This window comes from Escherichia sp. KCJ4928, assembly GCF_004352695.1.
Lineage (GTDB): Bacteria > Pseudomonadota > Gammaproteobacteria > Enterobacterales > Enterobacteriaceae > ECMA0423.
In genome coordinates this window covers 16,752-38,067 of the sequence record NZ_SJWV01000026.1, presented here as the reverse complement: position 1 = coordinate 38,067, position 21,316 = coordinate 16,752, and the positions used below count along the sequence as shown (strand labels likewise).

19 protein-coding genes are annotated in these 21,316 nt (G+C 51.1%); 13 read left to right on the top strand and 6 right to left on the bottom strand.

The genetic code is table 11. From position 1 onward, the window contains the following. Positions 1-39 precede the first annotated feature (39 nt). The 5 genes from E0D98_RS06495 to ygeA all read left to right on the top strand — a co-directional run bounded on the left by E0D98_RS06495 (position 40) and on the right by ygeA (position 5,689). A complete protein-coding gene (locus E0D98_RS06495) occupies positions 40-1,221 on the top strand; it encodes an acetyl-CoA C-acetyltransferase (protein ID WP_000656022.1) in 1,182 nt (393 codons plus the stop codon). 286 nt (positions 1,222-1,507) lie between these two features. Then, on the top strand, positions 1,508-2,344 hold the full coding sequence (gene kduI, locus E0D98_RS06490) for a 5-dehydro-4-deoxy-D-glucuronate isomerase (protein WP_000383224.1): 837 nt from the start codon (positions 1,508-1,510) through the stop codon (positions 2,342-2,344). A gap of 29 nt (positions 2,345-2,373) precedes the next feature. Further along, positions 2,374-3,135, top strand: coding sequence for a 2-dehydro-3-deoxy-D-gluconate 5-dehydrogenase KduD (gene kduD, locus E0D98_RS06485; protein ID WP_000603517.1), 762 nt, complete (start codon positions 2,374-2,376; stop codon positions 3,133-3,135). 314 nt (positions 3,136-3,449) lie between these two features. Beyond that, positions 3,450-4,868 carry an arabinose-proton symporter AraE gene (gene araE, locus E0D98_RS06480; RefSeq protein ID WP_000256438.1) on the top strand — a complete coding sequence of 473 codons (1,419 nt, stop codon included), beginning with the start codon at positions 3,450-3,452 and terminating at the stop codon, positions 4,866-4,868. A 128-nt stretch (positions 4,869-4,996) separates the two neighbouring features. Next, the gene (ygeA, locus tag E0D98_RS06475) at positions 4,997-5,689 is read left to right on the top strand and encodes an amino acid racemase (RefSeq protein ID WP_000848664.1); all 693 of its coding nucleotides are present in this window, start codon (positions 4,997-4,999) and stop codon (positions 5,687-5,689) included. Here ygeA and lysR read toward each other — a convergent pair. Then, entirely contained in the window at positions 5,676-6,611 is a 936-nt protein-coding gene (gene lysR / locus E0D98_RS06470; protein WP_000741827.1) for a DNA-binding transcriptional regulator LysR, read from the bottom strand. The genes ygeA and lysR overlap by 14 nt on opposite strands. A 121-nt stretch (positions 6,612-6,732) precedes the next feature. On the opposite strand from lysR, the gene lysA reads away from it, so the two are divergent. After that, positions 6,733-7,995, top strand: a complete 1,263-nt coding sequence (gene lysA, locus E0D98_RS06465) for a diaminopimelate decarboxylase (protein WP_001120711.1) — start codon at positions 6,733-6,735, stop codon at positions 7,993-7,995. Positions 7,996-8,001: 6 nt separating this feature from the next. Here lysA and galR read toward each other — a convergent pair whose 3' ends face one another. Continuing rightward, positions 8,002-9,033: an HTH-type transcriptional regulator GalR gene (gene galR, locus E0D98_RS06460; RefSeq protein ID WP_000201048.1), complete on the bottom strand. Its 1,032-nt coding sequence runs from the start codon at positions 9,031-9,033 to the stop codon at positions 8,002-8,004. Between the two features lie 585 nt (positions 9,034-9,618). Here galR and aas point away from each other — a divergent pair. After that, the gene (gene aas / locus E0D98_RS06455; RefSeq protein WP_000899049.1) at positions 9,619-11,778 is read left to right on the top strand and encodes a bifunctional acyl-ACP--phospholipid O-acyltransferase/long-chain-fatty-acid--ACP ligase; all 2,160 of its coding nucleotides are present in this window, start codon (positions 9,619-9,621) and stop codon (positions 11,776-11,778) included. Next, positions 11,771-12,964: a lysophospholipid transporter LplT gene (lplT, locus tag E0D98_RS06450; protein ID WP_000004616.1), complete on the top strand. Its 1,194-nt coding sequence runs from the start codon at positions 11,771-11,773 to the stop codon at positions 12,962-12,964. Before aas ends, lplT begins: the two co-directional genes overlap by 8 nt. Positions 12,965-12,995: 31 nt before the next feature. Here lplT and E0D98_RS06445 read toward each other — a convergent pair whose 3' ends face one another. From E0D98_RS06445 to mutH, 4 genes are all read right to left on the bottom strand, one after another. Beyond that, positions 12,996-14,036, bottom strand: a complete 1,041-nt coding sequence (locus E0D98_RS06445; protein WP_001199295.1) for an NADP(H)-dependent aldo-keto reductase — start codon at positions 14,034-14,036, stop codon at positions 12,996-12,998. Positions 14,037-14,143: 107 nt separating this feature from the next. After that, positions 14,144-14,362, bottom strand: coding sequence for a lipoprotein YgdR (ygdR, locus tag E0D98_RS06440; RefSeq protein WP_000758655.1), 219 nt, complete (start codon positions 14,360-14,362; stop codon positions 14,144-14,146). Positions 14,363-14,499: 137 nt separating this feature from the next. Beyond that, a complete protein-coding gene (locus E0D98_RS06435) occupies positions 14,500-15,213 on the bottom strand; it encodes a TerC family protein (RefSeq protein ID WP_000895624.1) in 714 nt (237 codons plus the stop codon). 68 nt (positions 15,214-15,281) lie between these two features. After that, positions 15,282-15,971, bottom strand: a complete 690-nt coding sequence (mutH, locus tag E0D98_RS06430) for a DNA mismatch repair endonuclease MutH (protein ID WP_000082188.1) — start codon at positions 15,969-15,971, stop codon at positions 15,282-15,284. Positions 15,972-16,156: 185 nt separating this feature from the next. Between mutH and ygdT the strand changes: the two genes are divergently transcribed. The 5 genes from ygdT (at position 16,157) to thyA (ending at position 21,272) form a co-directional block, all read left to right on the top strand. After that, positions 16,157-16,303, top strand: a complete 147-nt coding sequence (ygdT, locus tag E0D98_RS28405; RefSeq protein WP_000953278.1) for a protein YgdT — start codon at positions 16,157-16,159, stop codon at positions 16,301-16,303. 352 nt (positions 16,304-16,655) lie between these two features. Then, positions 16,656-17,186 (top strand): RNA pyrophosphohydrolase, encoded by a 531-nt coding sequence (gene rppH, locus E0D98_RS06420; protein WP_000564489.1) that lies wholly within the window; start codon positions 16,656-16,658, stop codon positions 17,184-17,186. A gap of 12 nt (positions 17,187-17,198) precedes the next feature. Beyond that, positions 17,199-19,445 (top strand): phosphoenolpyruvate--protein phosphotransferase, encoded by a 2,247-nt coding sequence (gene ptsP, locus E0D98_RS06415; protein WP_000957914.1) that lies wholly within the window; start codon positions 17,199-17,201, stop codon positions 19,443-19,445. Positions 19,446-19,595: 150 nt separating this feature from the next. Then, positions 19,596-20,471: a prolipoprotein diacylglyceryl transferase gene (gene lgt / locus E0D98_RS06410; protein WP_000204658.1), complete on the top strand. Its 876-nt coding sequence runs from the start codon at positions 19,596-19,598 to the stop codon at positions 20,469-20,471. A 6-nt stretch (positions 20,472-20,477) separates the two neighbouring features. After that, positions 20,478-21,272 (top strand): thymidylate synthase, encoded by a 795-nt coding sequence (thyA, locus tag E0D98_RS06405; protein ID WP_000816232.1) that lies wholly within the window; start codon positions 20,478-20,480, stop codon positions 21,270-21,272. The last annotated feature ends 44 nt before the right edge of the window (positions 21,273-21,316 follow it).

The following is a 21,316-nucleotide window of genomic DNA, read 5'->3' as shown; positions in this document are numbered from 1 at the left end:
ATCATTTACTATTGCACTGTTAATTGGTGCGAGGTTGTGATGAAAGACGTTGTGATTGTCGGGGCGTTACGGACACCTATCGGCTGCTTTCGCGGTGCGTTAGCGGGTCATTCCGCCGTGGAACTTGGTAGTCTGGTCGTGAAAGCGTTAATAGAACGTACCGGCGTTCCTGCATATGCGGTGGATGAAGTAATTCTTGGTCAGGTGTTGACTGCAGGGGCAGGGCAGAATCCGGCAAGGCAATCGGCTATTAAAGGTGGTCTTCCTAATAGCGTTTCTGCAATCACTATTAATGACGTTTGCGGTTCTGGGCTTAAAGCACTGCATCTGGCTACTCAGGCGATACAGTGTGGCGAGGCTGATATTGTCATCGCCGGTGGCCAGGAAAACATGAGCCGCGCACCACATGTTCTGACTGATAGCCGCACCGGTGCACAGCTTGGCAATAGCCAGTTGGTTGACAGTCTGGTGCATGATGGGTTGTGGGATGCCTTCAATGATTATCATATTGGTGTCACCGCCGAAAATCTGGCTCGCGAATATGGCATCAGCCGTCAGTTGCAGGATGCTTACGCACTTAGCTCGCAACAAAAAGCGCGAGCGGCGATTGACGCCGGACGATTTAAAGATGAGATCGTCCCGGTAATGATCCAAAGTAACGGTCAGACGTTGGTTGTTGATACCGATGAACAGCCACGCACTGACGCCAGTGCAGAAGGTTTAGCCCGTTTAAATCCTTCATTTGATAGTCTCGGTTCTGTGACCGCGGGGAATGCATCATCCATAAACGATGGCGCAGCTGCGGTAATGATGATGAGCGAAGCCAAAGCACGAGCGTTGAATTTACCCGTGCTGGCCCGCATCCGCGCATTTGCCAGCGTTGGTGTAGATCCGGCATTGATGGGAATTGCGCCGGTGTATGCGACCCGCCGTTGCCTGGAGCGTGTAGGCTGGCAGTTGGCTGATGTCGATCTTATCGAGGCTAATGAAGCGTTTGCTGCACAGGCGCTTTCGGTTGGCAAGATGCTTGAGTGGGATGAGCGTCGGGTCAATGTCAATGGTGGCGCGATCGCACTCGGTCACCCGATAGGCGCTTCCGGTTGCCGAATCCTGGTTTCTCTGGTTCATGAAATGGTGAAACGTAATGCCCGCAAAGGGCTGGCAACGCTTTGTATCGGCGGGGGCCAGGGCGTGGCATTGACCATTGAACGTGACGAGTAGCTCTGCATTTCCTCCTTACCGATAAATATCTGCCGTCATTAATCTGTTGAATAATGATGGCTGGCAAGTCGACATACATTTTCTGGGCTCCCTCATTTTTCCATTCTCATGACATATTCGTGATCGACACTGCACTTTTTTTAATCCTTAACTTAAAAATGAAACATTGTTTTATTTTTAATTGAAAACCCTAGCCCATGTGCATATCATCCCTTTATAGAGAAAACGAAACAGTGTTTCACTATCGTTTTCTATTTTCACGCTTCACTGATTATCGGAGGTTGATGTGGACGTAAGACAGAGCATCCACAGTGCGCACGCAAAAACGCTGGATACCCAAGGGCTGCGCAATGAATTTTTGGTTGAAGAGGTATTTGTCGCCGATGAGTACACCATGGTTTACAGCCACATTGACCGAATTATTGTTGGCGGCATTATGCCGATAACTAAAACGGTTTCCGTTGGCGGGGAAGTTGGTAAACAACTCGGCGTAAGCTATTTCCTTGAACGTCGCGAGTTAGGTGTTATCAATATTGGCGGTGCCGGTACGATTACTGTCGATGGCCAATGCTATGAAATCGGTCACCGCGACGCCCTGTATGTGGGTAAAGGTGCAAAAGAAGTTGTCTTTGCCAGTATTGATACCGCCACTCCGGCAAAGTTTTATTACAATTGCGCACCCGCGCATACGACGTATCCCACCAAAAAAGTCACACCGGACGAAGTATCTCCAGTCACGTTAGGCGATAACCTCACCAGTAACCGTCGCACAATTAACAAATATTTTGTCCCGGATGTGCTGGAAACCTGCCAATTGAGTATGGGGCTGACGGAGCTGGCTCCAGGTAACTTGTGGAACACCATGCCGTGTCACACTCACGAGCGCCGGATGGAAGTTTATTTCTATTTCAATATGGATGATGACGCCTGCGTTTTCCACATGATGGGGCAGCCGCAAGAAACGCGTCATATTGTGATGCATAACGAGCAGGCGGTGATCTCCCCGAGCTGGTCGATTCATTCCGGCGTCGGAACCAAAGCTTATACCTTTATCTGGGGCATGGTCGGTGAAAACCAGGTCTTTGATGATATGGACCATGTGGCCGTTAAAGATTTGCGCTAGTTGTGGGCATAAACGAATAAGGTATTGTTATGATTTTAAGTGCATTTTCTCTCGAAGGTAAAGTTGCGGTCGTCACTGGCTGTGATACTGGGCTGGGCCAGGGGATGGCGTTGGGGCTGGCGCAAGCGGGCTGTGACATTGTTGGCATTAACATCGTTGAACCTACTGAAACCATCAAGCAGGTCACGGCGCTGGGGCGTCGTTTTTTAAGCCTGACCGCCGATCTGCGAAAGATTGATGGTATTCCAGCACTGCTGGATCGCGCGGTAGCGGAGTTTGGTCATATTGATATCCTGGTGAATAACGCCGGATTGATTCGCCGCGAAGATGCTCTCGAGTTCAGCGAAAAGGACTGGGACGATGTCATGAACCTGAATATCAAGAGCGTATTCTTCATGTCTCAGGCAGCGGCGAAACACTTTATCGCGCAAGGCAATGGCGGCAAGATTATCAATATCGCGTCAATGCTCTCCTTCCAGGGCGGGATCCGTGTGCCTTCTTATACCGCATCAAAAAGCGGCGTGATGGGTGTGACGCGATTGATGGCGAACGAATGGGCTAAACACAACATTAATGTTAATGCGATAGCTCCGGGTTACATGGCGACCAACAATACTCAACAACTACGGGCAGATGAACAACGTAGCGCGGAAATTCTCGACCGCATTCCAGCTGGTCGTTGGGGACTGCCGAGTGACCTGATGGGGCCGATAGTGTTCCTTGCCTCCAGCGCTTCAGATTATGTGAATGGTTATACCATTGCCGTGGATGGCGGTTGGCTGGCGCGTTAATTCATTCTTCTTACTTTTATGACCCTGCCGCATGGCAGGGTTTTTTATACCTGTAGATCATCATAATCCATATCATGGTTATGAAATAATCCATATCAATTATCAATTAATGAACTTTATGAATTTTATCTGCTGTAAAATTAGGTGGTTAATAATAATCTCAATAATTCAACTTAATTTGAAAATTGGAATATCCATCACATAACGACATGCCGCAGCAATTTAATCCATATTTATGCTGTTTCCGACCTGACACCTGTGTGAATTGTTCACGTATTTTTTCACTATGTCTTACTCTCTGCTGGCAGGAAAAAATGGTTACTATCAATACGGAATCTGCTTTAACGCCACGTTCTTTGCGGGATACGCGGCGTATGAATATGTTTGTTTCGGTAGCTGCTGCGGTCGCAGGATTGTTATTTGGTCTTGATATCGGCGTAATCGCCGGAGCGTTGCCGTTCATTACCGATCACTTTGTGCTGACCAGTCGTTTGCAGGAATGGGTGGTTAGTAGCATGATGCTCGGCGCAGCAATCGGTGCGCTGTTTAATGGTTGGCTGTCGTTCCGCCTGGGGCGTAAATACAGCCTGATGGCGGGGGCCATCCTGTTTGTACTCGGTTCTATAGGGTCCGCTTTTGCGACCAGCGTAGAGATGTTAATCGCCGCTCGTGTGGTGCTGGGCATTGCTGTCGGGATCGCGTCTTACACCGCTCCTCTGTATCTTTCTGAAATGGCAAGTGAAAACGTTCGCGGTAAGATGATCAGTATGTACCAGTTGATGGTCACACTCGGCATCGTGCTGGCGTTTTTATCCGATACAGCGTTCAGTTATAGCGGTAACTGGCGCGCAATGTTGGGGGTTCTTGCTTTACCAGCAGTCCTGCTGATTATTCTGGTGGTCTTCCTGCCAAATAGCCCGCGCTGGCTGGCGGAAAAGGGGCGTCATATTGAGGCGGAAGAAGTGTTGCGTATGCTGCGCGATACGTCGGAAAAAGCGCGAGAAGAACTCAACGAAATTCGTGAAAGCCTGAAGTTAAAACAAGGCGGTTGGGCACTGTTTAAGATCAACCGTAACGTCCGTCGTGCTGTGTTTCTCGGTATGTTGTTGCAGGCGATGCAGCAGTTTACCGGTATGAACATCATCATGTACTATGCGCCGCGTATCTTCAAAATGGCGGGCTTTACGACCACAGAACAACAGATGATTGCGACTCTGGTCGTGGGACTGACCTTTATGTTCGCGACCTTCATTGCGGTCTTTACGGTAGATAAAGCAGGTCGTAAACCGGCTCTGAAAATTGGTTTCAGCGTGATGGCGTTAGGCACTCTGGTGCTGGGCTATTGCCTGATGCAGTTTGATAACGGTACGGCTTCCAGTGGCTTGTCCTGGCTCTCTGTTGGCATGACGATGATGTGTATTGCCGGTTATGCGATGAGCGCCGCGCCAGTGGTGTGGATCCTGTGCTCTGAAATTCAGCCGCTGAAATGCCGCGATTTCGGTATTACCTGTTCGACGACGACAAACTGGGTGTCGAATATGATTATCGGCGCGACCTTCCTGACACTGCTTGATAGCATTGGCGCTGCCGGTACGTTCTGGCTCTACACTGCGCTGAACATTGCGTTTGTGGGCATCACTTTCTGGCTCATTCCGGAAACCAAAAATGTCACGCTGGAACATATCGAACGCAAACTGATGGCAGGCGAGAAGTTGAGAAATATCGGCGTCTGATTTCACGGGCCGGATGTGCTGTACATCCGGCCCTTTTTTCGTTAATAGAGATCGGGCACCTGGCCGTTGAGGCGTTTGTCTCGTTCCTTATTCAGCCTTGTTGCGGTAACACACATCAGGAGAGAGGAATGAAAACAATTGGTTTGCTGGGAGGAATGAGCTGGGAATCCACCATTCCTTACTATCGTCTGATAAATGAAGGCATTAAACAGCGGCTTGGTGGGCTTCACTCTGCGCAAGTGCTGCTACATAGCGTCGATTTTCATGAAATAGAAGAGTGCCAGCGTCGCGGGGAATGGGATAAAACCGGGGACATTCTGGCTGAGGCGGCGCTTGGCTTACAGCGGGCGGGCGCAGAAGGTATTGTGTTATGTACCAATACGATGCATAAAGTGGCGGATGCCATTGAGTCACGTTGCACTCTGCCTTTCTTACACATTGCGGATGCCACCGGACGTGCAATTACCGGGGCCGGAATGACTCGTGTGGCGCTGCTGGGTACGCGTTACACCATGGAACAGGATTTTTATCGCGGGCGGCTGACGGAACAATTTTCCATCAATTGTCTTATTCCTGAAGCGGATGAACGGGCGAAAATTAATCAGATTATTTTTGAAGAACTGTGTCTGGGGCAATTTACCGAAGCGTCACGCGCTTATTATGCGCAAGTGATTGCTCGCCTTGCAGAACAGGGCGCACAGGGCGTCATTTTTGGCTGCACAGAAATTGGTTTACTGGTGCCAGAAGAGCGCAGTGTTTTGCCTGTGTTTGATACTGCGGCGATCCATGCCGAGGATGCTGTCGCTTTTATGCTGTCGTAGCTGACGACAAAATAGCGTCAAGAGAAGTGACCAGTTTCGGTAACCCCGCTTGTAAATGCTCACTAAACGCCTGCACCAGCGCTGATGACGGGCGGTGCAGGGGGCGGATCAGGCTGACGGTGAACGGAACCGCAATACTGAACCGCCGCACCACTAAACCGCTTGCCGCATAATCCAGTGCGGTGAGCGGGTTAACCACCGAAACACCTACCCCCGCCCGTACCATTGCGCAGACTGACGCGGCGCTGTGGGTTTCTACGATCATGCGTCGTTTAACCTGATGTTCAGTAAATAGCTGATCCAGCAACTGGCGATAGCTGTCAGTACGGGAAAGGCTGATGTAGTTCTCACCCTGAAAATCATCCGGCGTTAATACCTTTTTTACCGCCAGCGGATGACCCGGAGGTAACACACACACTTCATCTAAAGAGAGTAATTCGGTACGTTCTGTTCCCGCAGGCGTATGGAGTGTCTCAGTGAGTCCTAAATCATGACGCTGGGCCGAGAGCCACTCTTCAAGTAGCGGTGATTCCTGGGGCACGATATTTAAGCTGACATCGGGATAACGTGCCAGAAAGGGTTGCAGGAGCTGCGGTAAAAAAGATTGCGAAAAGACCGGCAGGCAGGCAATAGACAGTTCTCCCTGGCGAAACTCGCGCAGACTTTCTGCGGCGCTGACAATGCGATCCAGTCCGTACCAGGATCGTTGCACTTCTTCAAACAGACGCAGTCCTTGCACGGTAGGATGTAATCGTCCACGTACGCGCTCAAACAATTTTAGCCCGATCACCTTCTCAAAGCGCGCCAGTTCGCGGCTGACGGTTGGCTGTGAGGTGTGTAGCAGGTGTGCTGCCTCAGTCAGGCTTCCGGCGGTCATTACCGCATGAAAAATTTCAATATGACGTAAGTTAACGGCGGCCATTAGCGCTCTCTCGCAATCCGGTAATCCATATCATTTTTGCATAGACTCGACATAAATCGATATTTTTTATTCTTTTTATGATGTGGCGTAATCATAAAAAAGCACTTATCTGGAGTTTGTTATGCCACATTCACTGTTCAGCACCGATACCGATCTCACCGCCGAAAATCTGCTGCGTTTGCCCGCTGAATTTGGCTGCCCGGTGTGGGTCTACGATGCGCAAATTATTCGTCGGCAGATTGCAGCGCTGAAACAGTTTGATGTGGTGCGCTTTGCACAGAAAGCCTGTTCCAATATTCATATTTTGCGCTTAATGCGTGAGCAGGGCGTGAAAGTGGATTCCGTCTCGTTAGGCGAAATAGAGCGTGCGTTGGCGGCGGGTTACAATCCGCAAACGCACCCCGATGATATTGTTTTTACGGCAGATGTTATCGATCAGGCGACGCTTGAACGCGTCAGTGAATTGCAAATTCCGGTGAATGCGGGTTCTGTTGATATGCTCGACCAACTGGGCCAGGTTTCGCCAGGGCATCGGGTATGGCTGCGCGTTAATCCGGGGTTTGGTCACGGACATAGCCAAAAAACCAATACCGGTGGCGAAAACAGCAAGCACGGTATCTGGTACACCGATCTGCCCGCCGCACTGGACGTGATACAACGTCATCATCTGCAGCTGGTCGGCATTCACATGCACATTGGTTCTGGCGTTGATTATGCCCATCTGGAACAGGTGTGTGGTGCTATGGTGCGTCAGGTCATCGAATTCGGTCAGGATTTACAGGCTATTTCTGCGGGCGGTGGGCTTTCTGTTCCTTATCAACAGGGTGAAGAGGCGGTTGATACCGAACATTATTATGGTCTGTGGAATGCCGCGCGTGAGCAAATCGCCCGCCATTTGGGCCACCCTGTGAAACTGGAAATTGAACCGGGTCGCTTCCTGGTAGCGCAGTCTGGCGTATTAATTACTCAGGTGCGGAGCGTCAAACAAATGGGTAGCCGCCACTTTGTGCTGGTTGATGCTGGGTTCAACGATCTGATGCGCCCGGCAATGTACGGTAGTTACCACCATATCAGTGCCCTGGCAGCTGATGGTCGTTCTCTGGAACACGCGCCAACGGTGGAAACCGTCGTCGCCGGGCCATTATGTGAATCGGGCGATGTCTTTACCCAGCAGGAAGGGGGAAATGTTGAAACCCGCGCCTTGCCGGAAGTGAAGGCGGGTGATTATCTGGTACTGCATGATACAGGGGCATATGGCGCATCAATGTCATCCAACTACAACAGCCGTCCGCTGTTACCAGAAGTTCTGTTTGATAATGGTCAGGCGCGGTTGATTCGCCGTCGCCAGACCATCGAAGAATTACTGGCGCTGGAATTGCTTTAACTGCGGTTAGTCGCTGGTTGCATGATGACTTGCCTCCAGCGACGGAGTTGACACTGAATGGCGACGTACCAGCGTCGGACTAAAGACATTAGTAATTTCCGGGAGAGGGCGATTATCCGCCAGCGCCAAAGCCAGTTCGGCAGCCTGGGTCGCCATCGTCACGATTGGGTAACGCACGGTGGTCAGGCGCGGGCGCACATAGCGTGACACCAGCACATCATCAAAGCCAATTAACGAAATCTCACCCGGTACATCAATACCATTATCATTGAGAACGCCCATCGCACCCGCCGCCATTGAATCGTTATAACAGGCTACCGCAGTGAAATTTCTTCCTCGTCCCAAAAGCTCGGTCATTGCCTGTTCGCCGCCGCTTTCGTCTGGTTCGCCAAATGTCACCAGCCGGTCATTGGCCGCAATACCACTTTCAGCAAGGGCATCGTAATACCCTTGCAGACGATCTTCGGCGTCAGAAATAGAGTGGTTAGAGCACAGATAACCAATGCGGGTATGACCTTGCTGAATTAAATGACGCGTTGCCAGCCAGGCACCGTAACGATCGTCAAGAGCAATACAACGGTTTTCAAAGCCAGGCAGGATACGGTTGATCAGCACCATACCGGGCATTTGTTTCATTAATGAGGCTAAATCGGCATCCGGGATCATTTTGGCATGGACGACCAACGCAGCACAGCGATGGCGGATCAGTTGCTCAATAGCCTGACGCTCTTTTTGTTCGTTGTGGTAACCGTTGCCAATCAATAAGAAATTACCGGTGTGATAAGCCACCTGTTCGACCGCTTTCACCATTGCACCGAAAAACGGATCGGAAACATCACCAACGATCAGACCGACCGTTTCAGTGGTCTGCTGCGCCAGCGCACGGGCGTTGGCGTTCGGGTGATAGCTAAGAGACTCCATTGCACTATGCACAGCCAGCCGGGAAGCTTCGCTGGCTTTAGGTGAATTATTAATGACGCGGGAAACGGTGGCGACTGAAACGCCTGCCAGTCGGGCTACATCCTTTATGGTCGCCATGAAAATACCTTAGTGGGTAAACGCTTACATTCTTTCAGTGTTACGGAAAACGCCCGTTGGTTCAAGGGGTGGCGTGTTTTCATCGTGGGAATGTGAGCCAAACGCAAATAAGTAAGACAAAAAAAGAGATTGCAAACCTTTGGTTACACTTTGCGAAATGCTGTTGCGATTGACCGCTGGTGGCGTTTGGCTTCAGGTTGCTAAAGTGGTGATCCCAGAGGTATTGATAGGTGAAGTCAACTTCGGGTTGAGCACATGAATTACACCAGCCTGCGCAGATGCGCAGGTTTTTTTTGGCCGGTCATCAATCTGTAACAGTAACCGACAATTTACACACCTCGTTGCATTTCCCTTCATTCCTTTGCGTTTTCTCGCTGGCGAAGAGTCGTCGTGCAGACCACAATCAAGATCCCAGAGGTATTGATTGGTGAGATTATTCGGTACGCTCTTCGTACCCTGTCTCTTGCACCAACCTGCGCGGATGCGCAGGTTTTTTTTCGCACCTAATTTACTGTCGCTCGCGTTCTTTATCTCGTGTAATCTCCCTCCATTCGCTTTTACTGAATCAGAGCAAAGGGAGTTGGAATGCTTTTTAGCTTTTTTCGAAATTTGTGCCGTGTTTTGTATCGCGTTCGCGTTACGGGTGACACCCAGGCACTGAAGGGCGAGCGCGTTCTAATTACGCCTAATCACGTCTCTTTTATTGATGGCATTTTGCTTGGACTGTTTTTACCTGTGCGTCCAGTGTTTGCCGTTTACACCTCAATAAGCCAACAGTGGTATATGCGTTGGCTGAAATCATTTATCGACTTTGTTCCTCTCGACCCGACGCAACCTATGGCTATTAAACATCTGGTACGTCTGGTGGAACAGGGCCGACCAGTGGTGATTTTCCCTGAAGGACGCATCACCACTACAGGCTCGCTGATGAAAATCTACGATGGCGCGGGTTTTGTCGCGGCGAAGTCTGGTGCAACGGTTATTCCTGTGCGTATTGAAGGGGCGGAACTTACGCACTTCAGCCGCCTGAAAGGTCTGGTTAAACGTCGCTTGTTCCCGCAAATTACTCTGCATATTTTGCCACCAACGCAGGTGGCGATGCCGGATGCGCCGCGTGCCCGTGACCGTCGCAAAATCGCTGGTGAAATGCTGCATCAAATAATGATGGAAGCGCGTATGGCGGTGCGCCCGCGTGAAACTCTGTACGAATCTTTACTGAGTGCAATGTACCGCTTCGGAGCCGGGAAGAAATGTGTCGAAGACGTCAACTTTACCCCAGACTCCTATCGCAAATTGCTTACGAAAACGCTGTTTGTTGGACGCATCCTTGAAAAATACAGTGTTGAAGGCGAACGCATCGGCTTAATGCTGCCCAATGCAGGCATCAGTGCGGCAGTGATTTTTGGGGCCATCGCGCGTCGCCGCATTCCCGCAATGATGAACTACACTGCTGGGGTAAAAGGGCTGACCAGTGCTATTACGGCGGCTGAAATCAAAACCATCTTCACTTCCCGCCAGTTTCTCGATAAAGGCAAACTCTGGCATCTGCCGGAGCAACTTACTCAGGTGCGCTGGGTCTATCTGGAAGATTTAAAAGCAGATGTCACCACTGCCGACAAAGTATGGATCTTCGCTCATTTGCTGATGCCGCGCCTGGCGCAGGTAAAACAGCAGCCGGAAGAAGAGGCGCTGATCCTCTTTACCTCCGGTTCTGAAGGCCATCCAAAAGGCGTCGTCCATAGCCATAAAAGCATTCTGGCGAACGTCGAGCAGATTAAAACGATTGCCGACTTCACCACCAACGATCGCTTTATGTCGGCATTACCGCTGTTTCACTCCTTTGGGCTGACGGTAGGCCTGTTTACGCCACTGCTTACAGGTGCAGAAGTGTTCCTTTATCCAAGCCCGCTGCATTACCGCATTGTGCCGGAGTTGGTGTATGACCGCAGTTGCACCGTGTTGTTCGGTACCTCGACTTTCCTCGGTCACTACGCGCGTTTCGCCAACCCGTATGACTTCTATCGTCTACGCTATGTGGTGGCAGGCGCAGAAAAACTACAAGAAAGTACCAAACAGCTTTGGCAGGATAAATTTGGCCTGCGCATCCTTGAAGGCTATGGTGTAACCGAGTGCGCGCCTGTCGTTTCTATCAACGTACCGATGGCGGCGAAACCCGGTACGGTAGGGCGTATTCTACCAGGAATGGATGCGCGCCTGTTGTCGGTCCCTGGTATCGAAGAGGGCGGACGCCTGCAACTGAAAGGGCCGAACATAATGAACGGCTATCTGCGGGTGGAGAAGCCAGGTGTACTGGAAGTGCCCACCGCCGAGAATGTTCGCGGCGAAATGGAGCGCGGCTGGTATGACACTGGCGATATTGTGCGTTTTGACGAGCAGGGCTTTGTGCAGATTCAGGGCCGCGCAAAACGCTTTGCCAAAATTGCAGGCGAAATGGTGTCGCTGGAAATGGTGGAACAACTGGCACTTGGTGTTTCGCCAGATAAAGTCCATGCCACTGCGATTAAGAGCGATGCCAGCAAAGGCGAGGCACTGGTGCTTTTCACCACAGATAACGAACTGACGCGCGATAAGTTGCAACAGTATGCCCGCGAGCACGGCGTGCCGGAGCTTGCTGTACCGCGCGATATTCGCTATCTGAAACAGATGCCATTACTTGGCAGCGGCAAACCTGACTTTGTCACGTTGAAAAGCTGGGTAGACGAAGCGGAACAACACGATGAGTGAGTCAGTGCACACTAACACTTCGTTGTGGTCGAAGGGGATGAAAGCGGTTATCGTGGCGCAGTTTCTCTCTGCGTTTGGCGATAATGCCCTACTGTTTGCCACTCTGGCGTTACTGAAAGCGCAGTTCTATCCGGAGTGGAGCCAGCCCATCCTGCAAATGGTGTTTGTAGGTGCTTACATTCTTTTTGCGCCGTTTGTCGGGCAGGTGGCGGATAGCTTCGCCAAAGGCCGGGTGATGATGTTTGCCAACGGCCTGAAGCTGCTGGGCGCAGCCAGTATCTGCTTTGGTATCAATCCGTTTCTCGGCTATACGCTGGTGGGTGTTGGTGCTGCAGCCTATTCACCGGCGAAATACGGTATTCTCGGCGAATTAACCACGGGTAGTAAGTTAGTGAAAGCTAACGGTTTAATGGAAGCTTCTACCATAGCGGCGATTTTGCTCGGTTCCGTAGCCGGTGGTGTGCTGGCTGACTGGCATGTCCTCGTCGCCCTGGCCGCATGCGCACTGGCCTACGGTGGTGCGGTCGTTGCCAATATCTACATTCCCAAACTGGCGGCGGCGCGTCCGGGGCAGTCCTGGAATCTCATCAACATGACCCGCAGTTTCCTGAATGCCTGCACCTCGCTATGGCGCAATGGTGAAACGCGTTTTTCGCTGGTGGGCACCAGTTTATTCTGGGGAGCGGGTGTCACGCTGCGTTTCCTGTTGGTGCTGTGGGTACCGGTGGCGCTGGGCATTACCGATAACGCTACGCCCACCTATCTCAACGCGATGGTAGCGATTGGTATCGTGGTTGGCGCAGGTGCGGCAGCGAAGTTAGTTACGCTGGAAACCGTGTCACGCTGTATGCCAGCCGGGATTTTGATTGGCGTGGTGGTACTGATTTTTTCCCTGCAACACGAGCTGCTGCCAGCCTATGCCTTGTTGATGCTGATTGGCGTGATGGGGGGCTTTTTTGTCGTTCCGCTCAATGCGTTGCTACAGGAGCGGGGTAAAAAAAGCGTCGGGGCGGGGAATGCGATTGCAGTACAAAACCTTGGCGAAAACAGCGCCATGTTGTTGATGCTGGGCATTTACTCGCTGGCGGTAATGATAGGCATCCCGGTCGTGCCCATTGGCATTGGCTTCGGTGCGCTGTTTGCGCTGGCAATAACGGCGCTGTGGATCTGGCAGCGCCGTCATTAATATTTAACGCCGGTTTTAACCGGCGTTAATCTTATGGTGCCGGATAAGTATAAACCTGATGCACCGCTTCAATTTCAGCTAATACGTCTTCGCTTAACTCCAGATGCAAACTTTCGATGTTAGTTTTCAGCTGATCCATCGTGGTTGCGCCCAGCAGAGTGCTGGCAACAAACGGTTGACGGCGTACAAACGCGAGCGCCATCTGAGCAGGGTCCAGGCCATGACGTCTGGCGATATCAACATACGCCGCGACGGCTTTTTGCGTTTGCTCACCGCTATAGCGGGTGAACCGACTAAAGAGCGTATTACGTGCGCCAGCGGGTTTTGCACCATTGAGATATTTCCCGGTCAGCGTGCCGAAACCCAGGCACGAATAGGCCAGTAGTTCGACCCCTTCATACTGGCTGACTTCTGCCAGACCTACTTCAAAACTGCGGTTTAACAGACTGTAAGGGTTCTGAATGGTGACAATACGCGGCAGATCGTGTTTGTCCGCCAGATGCAGGTAGCGCATTACGCCAAATGCAGTTTCGTTCGACACGCCGATATAACGAATTTTTCCCGCGCGTTGGTACTCTGCCAGTGCGTCCAGCGTATCCAGCAGCGAAACCGCAGGCGCAGAATCCGTCCAGCTATAACCGAGTTTGCCGAAGCAGTTGGTCGGGCGCTGCGGCCAGTGCACCTGATAAAGATCGAGGTAATCAGTCTGTAGGCGCTTGAGGCTGTCATGCAGCGCTTCGCGGATATTCTTCCGATCCAGCGCCTGATCCGGGCGGATGCCCTTGTCATTATTGCGCGACGGTCCGCTCACTTTGGAGGCGATAATTAACTTTTCGCGGCTGCCATGTTTCGCCAGCCAGTTGCCGACGTAGGTTTCGGTTAACCCTTGCGTTTCGGGGCGCGGAGGTACTGGGTACATTTCGGCAACGTCGATAAGGTTAATGCCCTGAGCGACGGCATAGTCGAGTTGTGCGTGGGCGTCGGCTTCGCTGTTCTGTTCACCAAACGTCATCGTGCCAAGCCCCAGCGTGCTGACTTCCAGCGAACTGTGGGGTATACGGTGATATTGCATAGCCGTTTCCTTTTTATAATCACGACATAAGGAATATAAAAATGGCAGAGGGAAGGGAAAAGGGAAAGAGAAAAATCTTAAGGCCAGCCGGATGCTGACCTTATTTGTTAACGTTCAATAATTTGCGAAACATCATCACGGTTAATTTGCATCGCGTTACCTTGCTGATCGTGATAACTCACCAGCCCGGTATCATCATCAATTTCAGGTTTTCCATCGGTCAAAATCATACGGCCATCTTTGGTCGCCATGACGTAATCACTGGAACACCCGGAAACAGCAAACGCCAGTCCGACTGCAGAAATTATTACTGCCCATTTTTTCATCCGGTTATCCTCATTTGGCCTACCTATGATAATAGTCTGTTTATAAACCGACGTTATATATCTTGAAAGCAGGAAAATCTTAAACTGTGAGGGTAAAAGGAGTGAGTACGCCCTCCCGCAGGAGAGCGTACGGAGTATCAGAGCGGATTCTTTTTGTTGCGAATCAAGTTGAGGCTTTCAACCGCAATAGAGAAGAACATCGCGAAGTAGATGTAACCTTTCGGTACGTGGATGTCGAAACTTTCCAGAATCAGGGTAAAGCCCACCAGAATCAGGAAAGAGAGCGCCAGCATTTTTACCGAAGGATGGCGTTCGACAAAATCACCAATCGAGCGCGCGGCGAACATCATCACGCCTACGGCAATCACCACGGCTGCCATCATAATAAACAGGTGATCTGACAGACCCACAGCCGTAATCACCGAGTCGAGGCTAAAGATAATATCCAGCAGCATAATCTGCACGATAGCGCCGAGGAATGATGAAACGCGTGTTTTCAGCCCTTCTTCTTCACCTTCAATGGATTCGTGGATTTCCTTGCTGGCTTTCCAGATAAGGAACAAGCCACCCAGAAGCAGAATCAAATCACGGGCAGAAATTTCCTGACTGAATATTGTAAAAAGCGGATTTGTCAGGCGCGTAACCCAGGCGATTGATGCCAGCAGCGCCAGACGCATAACCATGGCTCCCGCCAACCCCAGACGGCGCGCATGAGCACGTTGTGCTGTGGGAAGCTTTGCCACCACCAGAGAAAGGAAAATAATATTGTCGATCCCAAGAACGATCTCCAGCAGCGTCAGCGTACCGAGCGCAAGCCAGGCGTTAGGATCGGTTATCCATGCAAATAACATCTAAAAAGCCCTGCCAAAAAAATGAAGCGGTAATTATATGCCCGGAAAGCGGCAGGTCAAAGCGATGGCTACTGGATCAGAAAATGACGGGCCAGTAGTGCACTGGTGAAATTCTTCTTCAAATAAAAGCCGCGTGGCAGCGTCAGAATCCGTTCGCCCCGGGCACCAATGGCTTCGGTAAGCGCTTTCGCATTCGCTGCTTTCGGTCTTATCTGTAAATATTCCCCGTGACGAGCGGTGATCCGCTCAACCTGACCGAGAACAATCATATCCATTAATTCTTCCCAGTCTTCGCGTAGCTGTCGGTCTTCCTCTTCATTCGGGCTCCACAGCAACGGTGATCCTACGCGACGCTGCGCCAGCGGGATGCTGCGCTCGCCTTCAACCGGTATCCACAGTACGCGTTTGAGCTTGTGGCGCACATGGCTGGTTTCCCAGGTCACCCCGCTATTACCCGTTAACGGGGCAACACAAACGAATGTTGTTTCCAGCGGACGACCAAGACTATCCACAGGGATAGTTTTAAGTTCCACGCCCAGAGCGGCAAAATCTTGCTCAGGTTTACTCCCTGCGCTGGCACCTAGCCAGATCTCCAGTAACACGCCAATCCAGCCCTTATCGCGTTTTAAATTCTCTGGCGTAACAAGCCCGGCAAGTGCCGCCAGTTCTCCCAATGTATAACCAGAAAGTTGCTGTGCTTGCGCTAACAACTGTTCTTCAGTTTCGGGAGGAGAGAGCAGTGGGCGAGGTTGGGACATGTCATGATACCTTGATTAAAAAACAAACAGCAATTATGTGCCGAATATTCGCAGTGTAACTTTTTCCACATGTGTTGTTCAATTCCCTGATTTATATTGCTTTTTAGGCTGCCGGTAATCGAGTTGCGCAACACTGCAATAGGTTTTCCAAATCTGGTCACTGAAAATAAACAGGATCTTACACCATGTTATCCACAGAAAGCTGGGATAACTGTGAAAAACCTCCACTACTGTTTCCATTTACAGCCTTGACGTGCGATGAAACTCCAGTTTTTAGTGGTTCAGTGCTTAACTTAGTGGCACATTCTGTGGATAAATACGGCATTGGTTGATCTTTCGTCAACCCGTAAATGAGAGGTGTGACCTGGGTCACGAATTACTCTTTTTCATTACTCAAATTACATGTAATGCATTGACTAATAATGAATATTTTAAAATGTCTATATCGGGCTTATTCAGAATGCTCCGGGTTTTCCCGTAGTAATTCCGTAGTTCTTCACAACTCTATCCACAGAAAAGGTGAATAAAAACGGCTATCCACCCCTTCCTCTGTTTATAACTCTGCACATAACTGTGAGTTATTCAATTGTTATTAGTGTGTAATGCCCTGCAGAGAGTGGTTTACCGTCTTCCTGGAGTATGAAACAATCATTCGTATATAAAGCTTTATTTTGAGGTAGTCCGGTGATTGATGACGATGGCTACCGCCCAAACGTAGGTATCGTGATTTGTAATCGCCAGGGGCAGGTAATGTGGGCCCGGCGATTTGGTCAGCACTCCTGGCAATTTCCGCAAGGCGGAATCAACCCCGGAGAATCCGCAGAGCAGGCGATGTACCGTGAATTGTTTGAAGAAGTAGGATTAAGCCGCAAAGACGTTCGAATCCTTGCTTCAACGCGTAACTGGTTGCGCTACAAATTACCGAAACGTTTGGTGCGTTGGGACACGAAGCCGGTTTGTATCGGCCAAAAACAAAAATGGTTTCTCTTGCAGCTGGTGAGCGGCGATGCAGAAATCAATATGCAAACCAGCAGTACACCAGAGTTTGACGGCTGGCGATGGGTAAGTTACTGGTATCCGGTCAGACAGGTGGTGTCATTTAAACGTGATGTCTACCGTAGGGTAATGAAAGAGTTCGCGAGTGTGGTGATGTCACTGCAGGAAAATACGCCAAAACCACAAAACGCATCTGCTTATCGACGTAAAAGAGGTTAAGTCACGCCAATTATGCTCACTCGCCTGCGCGAAATAGTCGAAAAGGTAGCCAGCGCACCACGCCTGAATGAGGCGTTAAATATTCTGGTTACCGACATCTGTCTTGCGATGGATACCGAGGTCTGTTCGGTCTACCTGGCCGATCATGATCGACGTTGTTACTACCTGATGGCGACCCGGGGGCTGAAAAAACCACGCGGTCGCACTGTAACGCTCGCGTTTGATGAAGGGATCGTCGGCCTGGTTGGCAGGCTGGCGGAACCGATAAACCTTGCAGATGCGCAAAAGCACCCCAGCTTCAAATACATCCCCTCCGTAAAAGAAGAACGTTTCCGCGCGTTTTTAGGCGTACCAATTATTCAACGTCGCCAGTTGCTTGGTGTACTGGTGGTACAGCAACGAGAGTTGCGCCAGTATGACGAAAGTGAAGAATCCTTCCTGGTGACGCTTGCCACCCAGATGGCAGCTATTCTTTCTCAGTCGCAGTTGACTGCCCTGTTTGGGCAATATCGCCAGACGCGAATCCGCGCATTACCGGCAGCACCTGGTGTGGCGATTGCCGAAGGCTGGCAGGATGCCACGTTACCTTTAATGGAACAGGTGTATCAGGCATCAACGCTGGATCCGGCTCTGGAACGCGAACGACTGACCGGGGCGCTGGAAGAAGCGGCAAACGAGTTTCGCCGCTACAGCAAACGCTTTGCCGCCGGTGCACAAAAAGAAACGGCGGCTATTTTCGATCTTTACTCGCACCTGCTTTCGGACACCCGGCTGCGTCGCGAATTGTTTGCCGAGGTTGATAAAGGCTCGGTGGCAGAGTGGGCGGTAAAAACGGTCATTGAAAAATTTGCCGAACAGTTTGCCGCGCTAAGCGATAACTATCTCAAAGAGCGGGCTGGCGATTTACGTGCGCTGGGTCAGCGATTGCTGTTTCATCTTGATGACGCTAATCAAGGGCCGAACGCCTGGCCGGAACGTTTCATTCTGGTGGCAGATGAACTGTCAGCGACAACTCTTGCTGAGCTGCCCCAGGATCGCTTAGTCGGTGTTGTCGTGCGAGATGGCGCAGCCAACTCCCATGCTGCGATCATGGTACGTGCGCTGGGGATCCCTACCGTGATGGGCGCGGATATTCAGCCTTCGGTGCTGCATCGTAGGACGCTGATCGTTGATGGCTATCGCGGTGAATTGCTGGTCGATCCGGAGCCGGTACTGCTGCAAGAATATCAGCGGCTAATTAGTGAAGAGATTGAGCTTAGCCGTCTGGCGGAAGATGACGTCAATTTACCCGCGCAGTTAAAAAGCGGTGAGCGTATAAAAGTCATGCTCAATGCTGGTTTAAGCCCGGAACATGAAGAAAAACTGGGCAGCCGTATTGATGGCATCGGTCTTTATCGCACTGAAATCCCATTCATGCTGCAAAGTGGTTTCCCGTCGGAAGAAGAACAGGTGGCGCAGTATCAGGGGATGCTGCAAATGTTCAATGATAAACCCGTCACCTTGCGTACGCTGGATGTCGGAGCAGATAAGCAGCTGCCTTACATGCCGATCAGCGAAGAGAATCCATGCCTGGGTTGGCGTGGGATTCGCATTACGCTCGATCAGCCGGAGATCTTCTTGATCCAGGTGCGGGCGATGCTGCGTGCTAATGCCGCTACGGGCAACCTGAATATTCTGTTGCCGATGGTCACAAGCCTCGATGAAGTTGATGAAGCACGCCGCCTGATTGAACGTGCCGGACGTGAAGTCGAGGAGATGATCGGTTACGAAATTCCCAAACCACGTATCGGCATCATGCTGGAAGTGCCGTCAATGGTATTTATGCTGCCGCATCTGGCAAAGCGGGTCGATTTCATCTCTGTTGGCACCAACGATCTGACTCAATACATTCTGGCCGTTGATCGCAACAATACCCGGGTGGCGAACATTTATGACAGTCTTCATCCTGCAATGTTACGAGCTCTGGCGATGATCGCCCGGGAAGCGGAAATACATGGAATCGATCTCCGTTTGTGCGGTGAAATGGCGGGCGATCCCATGTGCGTGGCAATCCTCATTGGGCTTGGGTATCGCCATCTGTCTATGAACGGACGTTCTGTAGCGCGGGTAAAATACCTGCTGCGGCGCATTGATTATGCCGAAGCAGAAAATCTTGCGCAGCGTAGTCTGGAAGCGCAACTGGCGACCGAAGTTCGCCATCAGGTTGCAGCCTTTATGGAGCGTCGCGGCATGGGCGGGCTGATTCGCGGAGGGTTATAGCGCGGATCATATACATATCTTTTAACGGTATCCGGCAACCAGCCAGGTCCCCTTGTGCTATTATTCGCACCTTTGGAGCGCCTGAAACCTGCGGCGCGCATTTCAATCGCTGTTCTCTTTCAGCGAAATAACAAGAACTTGTGGTGACAGATGACCAGTAGCTATCTGCATTTTCCGGAGTTTGATCCGGTCATTTTCTCAATAGGACCCGTGGCGCTTCACTGGTACGGCCTGATGTATCTGGTGGGTTTCATTTTTGCAATGTGGCTGGCAACACGACGGGCGAATCGTCCGGGCAGCGGCTGGACCAAAAATGAAGTTGAAAACTTACTCTATGCGGGCTTCCTCGGCGTCTTCCTCGGGGGACGTATTGGTTATGTTCTGTTCTACAATTTCCCGCAGTTTATGGCCGATCCGCTGTATCTGTTCCGTGTCTGGGACGGCGGCATGTCTTTCCACGGCGGCCTGATTGGCGTTATCGTGGTGATGATTATCTTTGCCCGCCGTACTAAACGTTCCTTCTTCCAGGTTTCTGATTTTATCGCACCACTCATTCCGTTTGGTCTTGGTGCCGGGCGTCTGGGCAACTTTATTAACGGTGAATTGTGGGGCCGCGTTGACCCGAACTTCCCGTTTGCCATGCTGTTCCCAGGCTCCCGTACAGAAGATATTTTGCTGCTGCAAACCAACCCGCAGTGGCAATCCATTTTCGACACTTACGGTGTGCTGCCGCGCCACCCATCACAGCTTTACGAGCTGCTGCTGGAAGGTGTGGTGCTGTTTATTATCCTCAACCTGTATATTCGTAAACCGCGCCCAATGGGAGCTGTCTCTGGCTTGTTCCTGATTGGCTACGGCGCGTTTCGCATCATTGTTGAGTTTTTCCGCCAGCCCGACGCGCAGTTTACCGGTGCCTGGGTGCAGTACATCAGCATGGGGCAAATTCTTTCCATCCCGATGATTGTCGCGGGTGTGATCATGATGGTCTGGGCATATCGTCGCAGCCCACAGCAACACGTTTCCTGAGGAACCATGAAACAGTATTTAGAACTGATGCAAAAAGTGCTCGACGAAGGCACACAGAAAAACGACCGTACCGGAACCGGAACGCTTTCCATTTTTGGTCATCAGATGCGTTTTAACCTGCAGGATGGATTCCCGCTGGTGACAACTAAACGTTGCCACCTGCGTTCCATCATCCATGAACTGCTGTGGTTTCTGCAGGGCGACACTAACATTGCTTATCTACACGAAAACAATGTCACCATCTGGGACGAATGGGCCGATGAAAACGGCGACCTCGGTCCAGTGTATGGTAAACAGTGGCGCGCCTGGCCAACGCCGGATGGTCGTCATATTGACCAGATCACTACGGTACTGAACCAGCTGAAAAACGACCCGGATTCGCGCCGCATTATTGTTTCAGCGTGGAACGTAGGCGAACTGGATAAAATGGCGCTGGCACCGTGCCATGCGTTCTTCCAGTTCTATGTGGCAGACGGCAAACTCTCTTGCCAGCTTTATCAGCGCTCCTGTGACGTTTTCCTCGGCCTGCCGTTTAACATTGCCAGCTACGCGTTACTGGTGCATATGATGGCGCAGCAGTGTGATCTGGAAGTGGGCGATTTTGTCTGGACGGGAGGCGACACGCACCTGTACAGCAATCATATGGATCAAACTCATCTGCAATTAAGCCGCGAACCGCGTCCGCTGCCGAAGTTGATTATCAAACGTAAACCCGAATCCATCTTCGACTACCGTTTCGAAGACTTTGAGATTGAAGGCTACGATCCACATCCGGGCATTAAAGCGCCGGTGGCTATCTAATTACGAAACATCCTGCCAGAGCCGACGCCAGTGTGCGTCGGTTT

Excerpts from the sequence above, each read along its gene's own strand:
- E0D98_RS06495 (WP_000656022.1), top strand. The coding sequence starts at position 40 with ATGAAAGACGTTGTGATTGTCGGGGCGTTACGGACACCTATCGGCTGC.
- kduD (WP_000603517.1), top strand. The coding sequence starts at position 2,374 with ATGATTTTAAGTGCATTTTCTCTCGAAGGTAAAGTTGCGGTCGTCACT.
- araE (WP_000256438.1), top strand. The coding sequence starts at position 3,450 with ATGGTTACTATCAATACGGAATCTGCTTTAACGCCACGTTCTTTGCGG.
- ygeA (WP_000848664.1), top strand. The coding sequence starts at position 4,997 with ATGAAAACAATTGGTTTGCTGGGAGGAATGAGCTGGGAATCCACCATT.
- lysR (WP_000741827.1), bottom strand. The coding sequence starts at position 6,611 with ATGGCCGCCGTTAACTTACGTCATATTGAAATTTTTCATGCGGTAATG.
- lysA (WP_001120711.1), top strand. The coding sequence starts at position 6,733 with ATGCCACATTCACTGTTCAGCACCGATACCGATCTCACCGCCGAAAAT.
- galR (WP_000201048.1), bottom strand. The coding sequence starts at position 9,033 with ATGGCGACCATAAAGGATGTAGCCCGACTGGCAGGCGTTTCAGTCGCC.
- aas (WP_000899049.1), top strand. The coding sequence starts at position 9,619 with ATGCTTTTTAGCTTTTTTCGAAATTTGTGCCGTGTTTTGTATCGCGTT.
- lplT (WP_000004616.1), top strand. The coding sequence starts at position 11,771 with ATGAGTGAGTCAGTGCACACTAACACTTCGTTGTGGTCGAAGGGGATG.
- E0D98_RS06445 (WP_001199295.1), bottom strand. The coding sequence starts at position 14,036 with ATGCAATATCACCGTATACCCCACAGTTCGCTGGAAGTCAGCACGCTG.
- ygdR (WP_000758655.1), bottom strand. The coding sequence starts at position 14,362 with ATGAAAAAATGGGCAGTAATAATTTCTGCAGTCGGACTGGCGTTTGCT.
- E0D98_RS06435 (WP_000895624.1), bottom strand. The coding sequence starts at position 15,213 with ATGTTATTTGCATGGATAACCGATCCTAACGCCTGGCTTGCGCTCGGT.
- mutH (WP_000082188.1), bottom strand. The coding sequence starts at position 15,971 with ATGTCCCAACCTCGCCCACTGCTCTCTCCTCCCGAAACTGAAGAACAG.
- ygdT (WP_000953278.1), top strand. The coding sequence starts at position 16,157 with ATGTTATCCACAGAAAGCTGGGATAACTGTGAAAAACCTCCACTACTG.
- ptsP (WP_000957914.1), top strand. The coding sequence starts at position 17,199 with ATGCTCACTCGCCTGCGCGAAATAGTCGAAAAGGTAGCCAGCGCACCA.
- lgt (WP_000204658.1), top strand. The coding sequence starts at position 19,596 with ATGACCAGTAGCTATCTGCATTTTCCGGAGTTTGATCCGGTCATTTTC.
- thyA (WP_000816232.1), top strand. The coding sequence starts at position 20,478 with ATGAAACAGTATTTAGAACTGATGCAAAAAGTGCTCGACGAAGGCACA.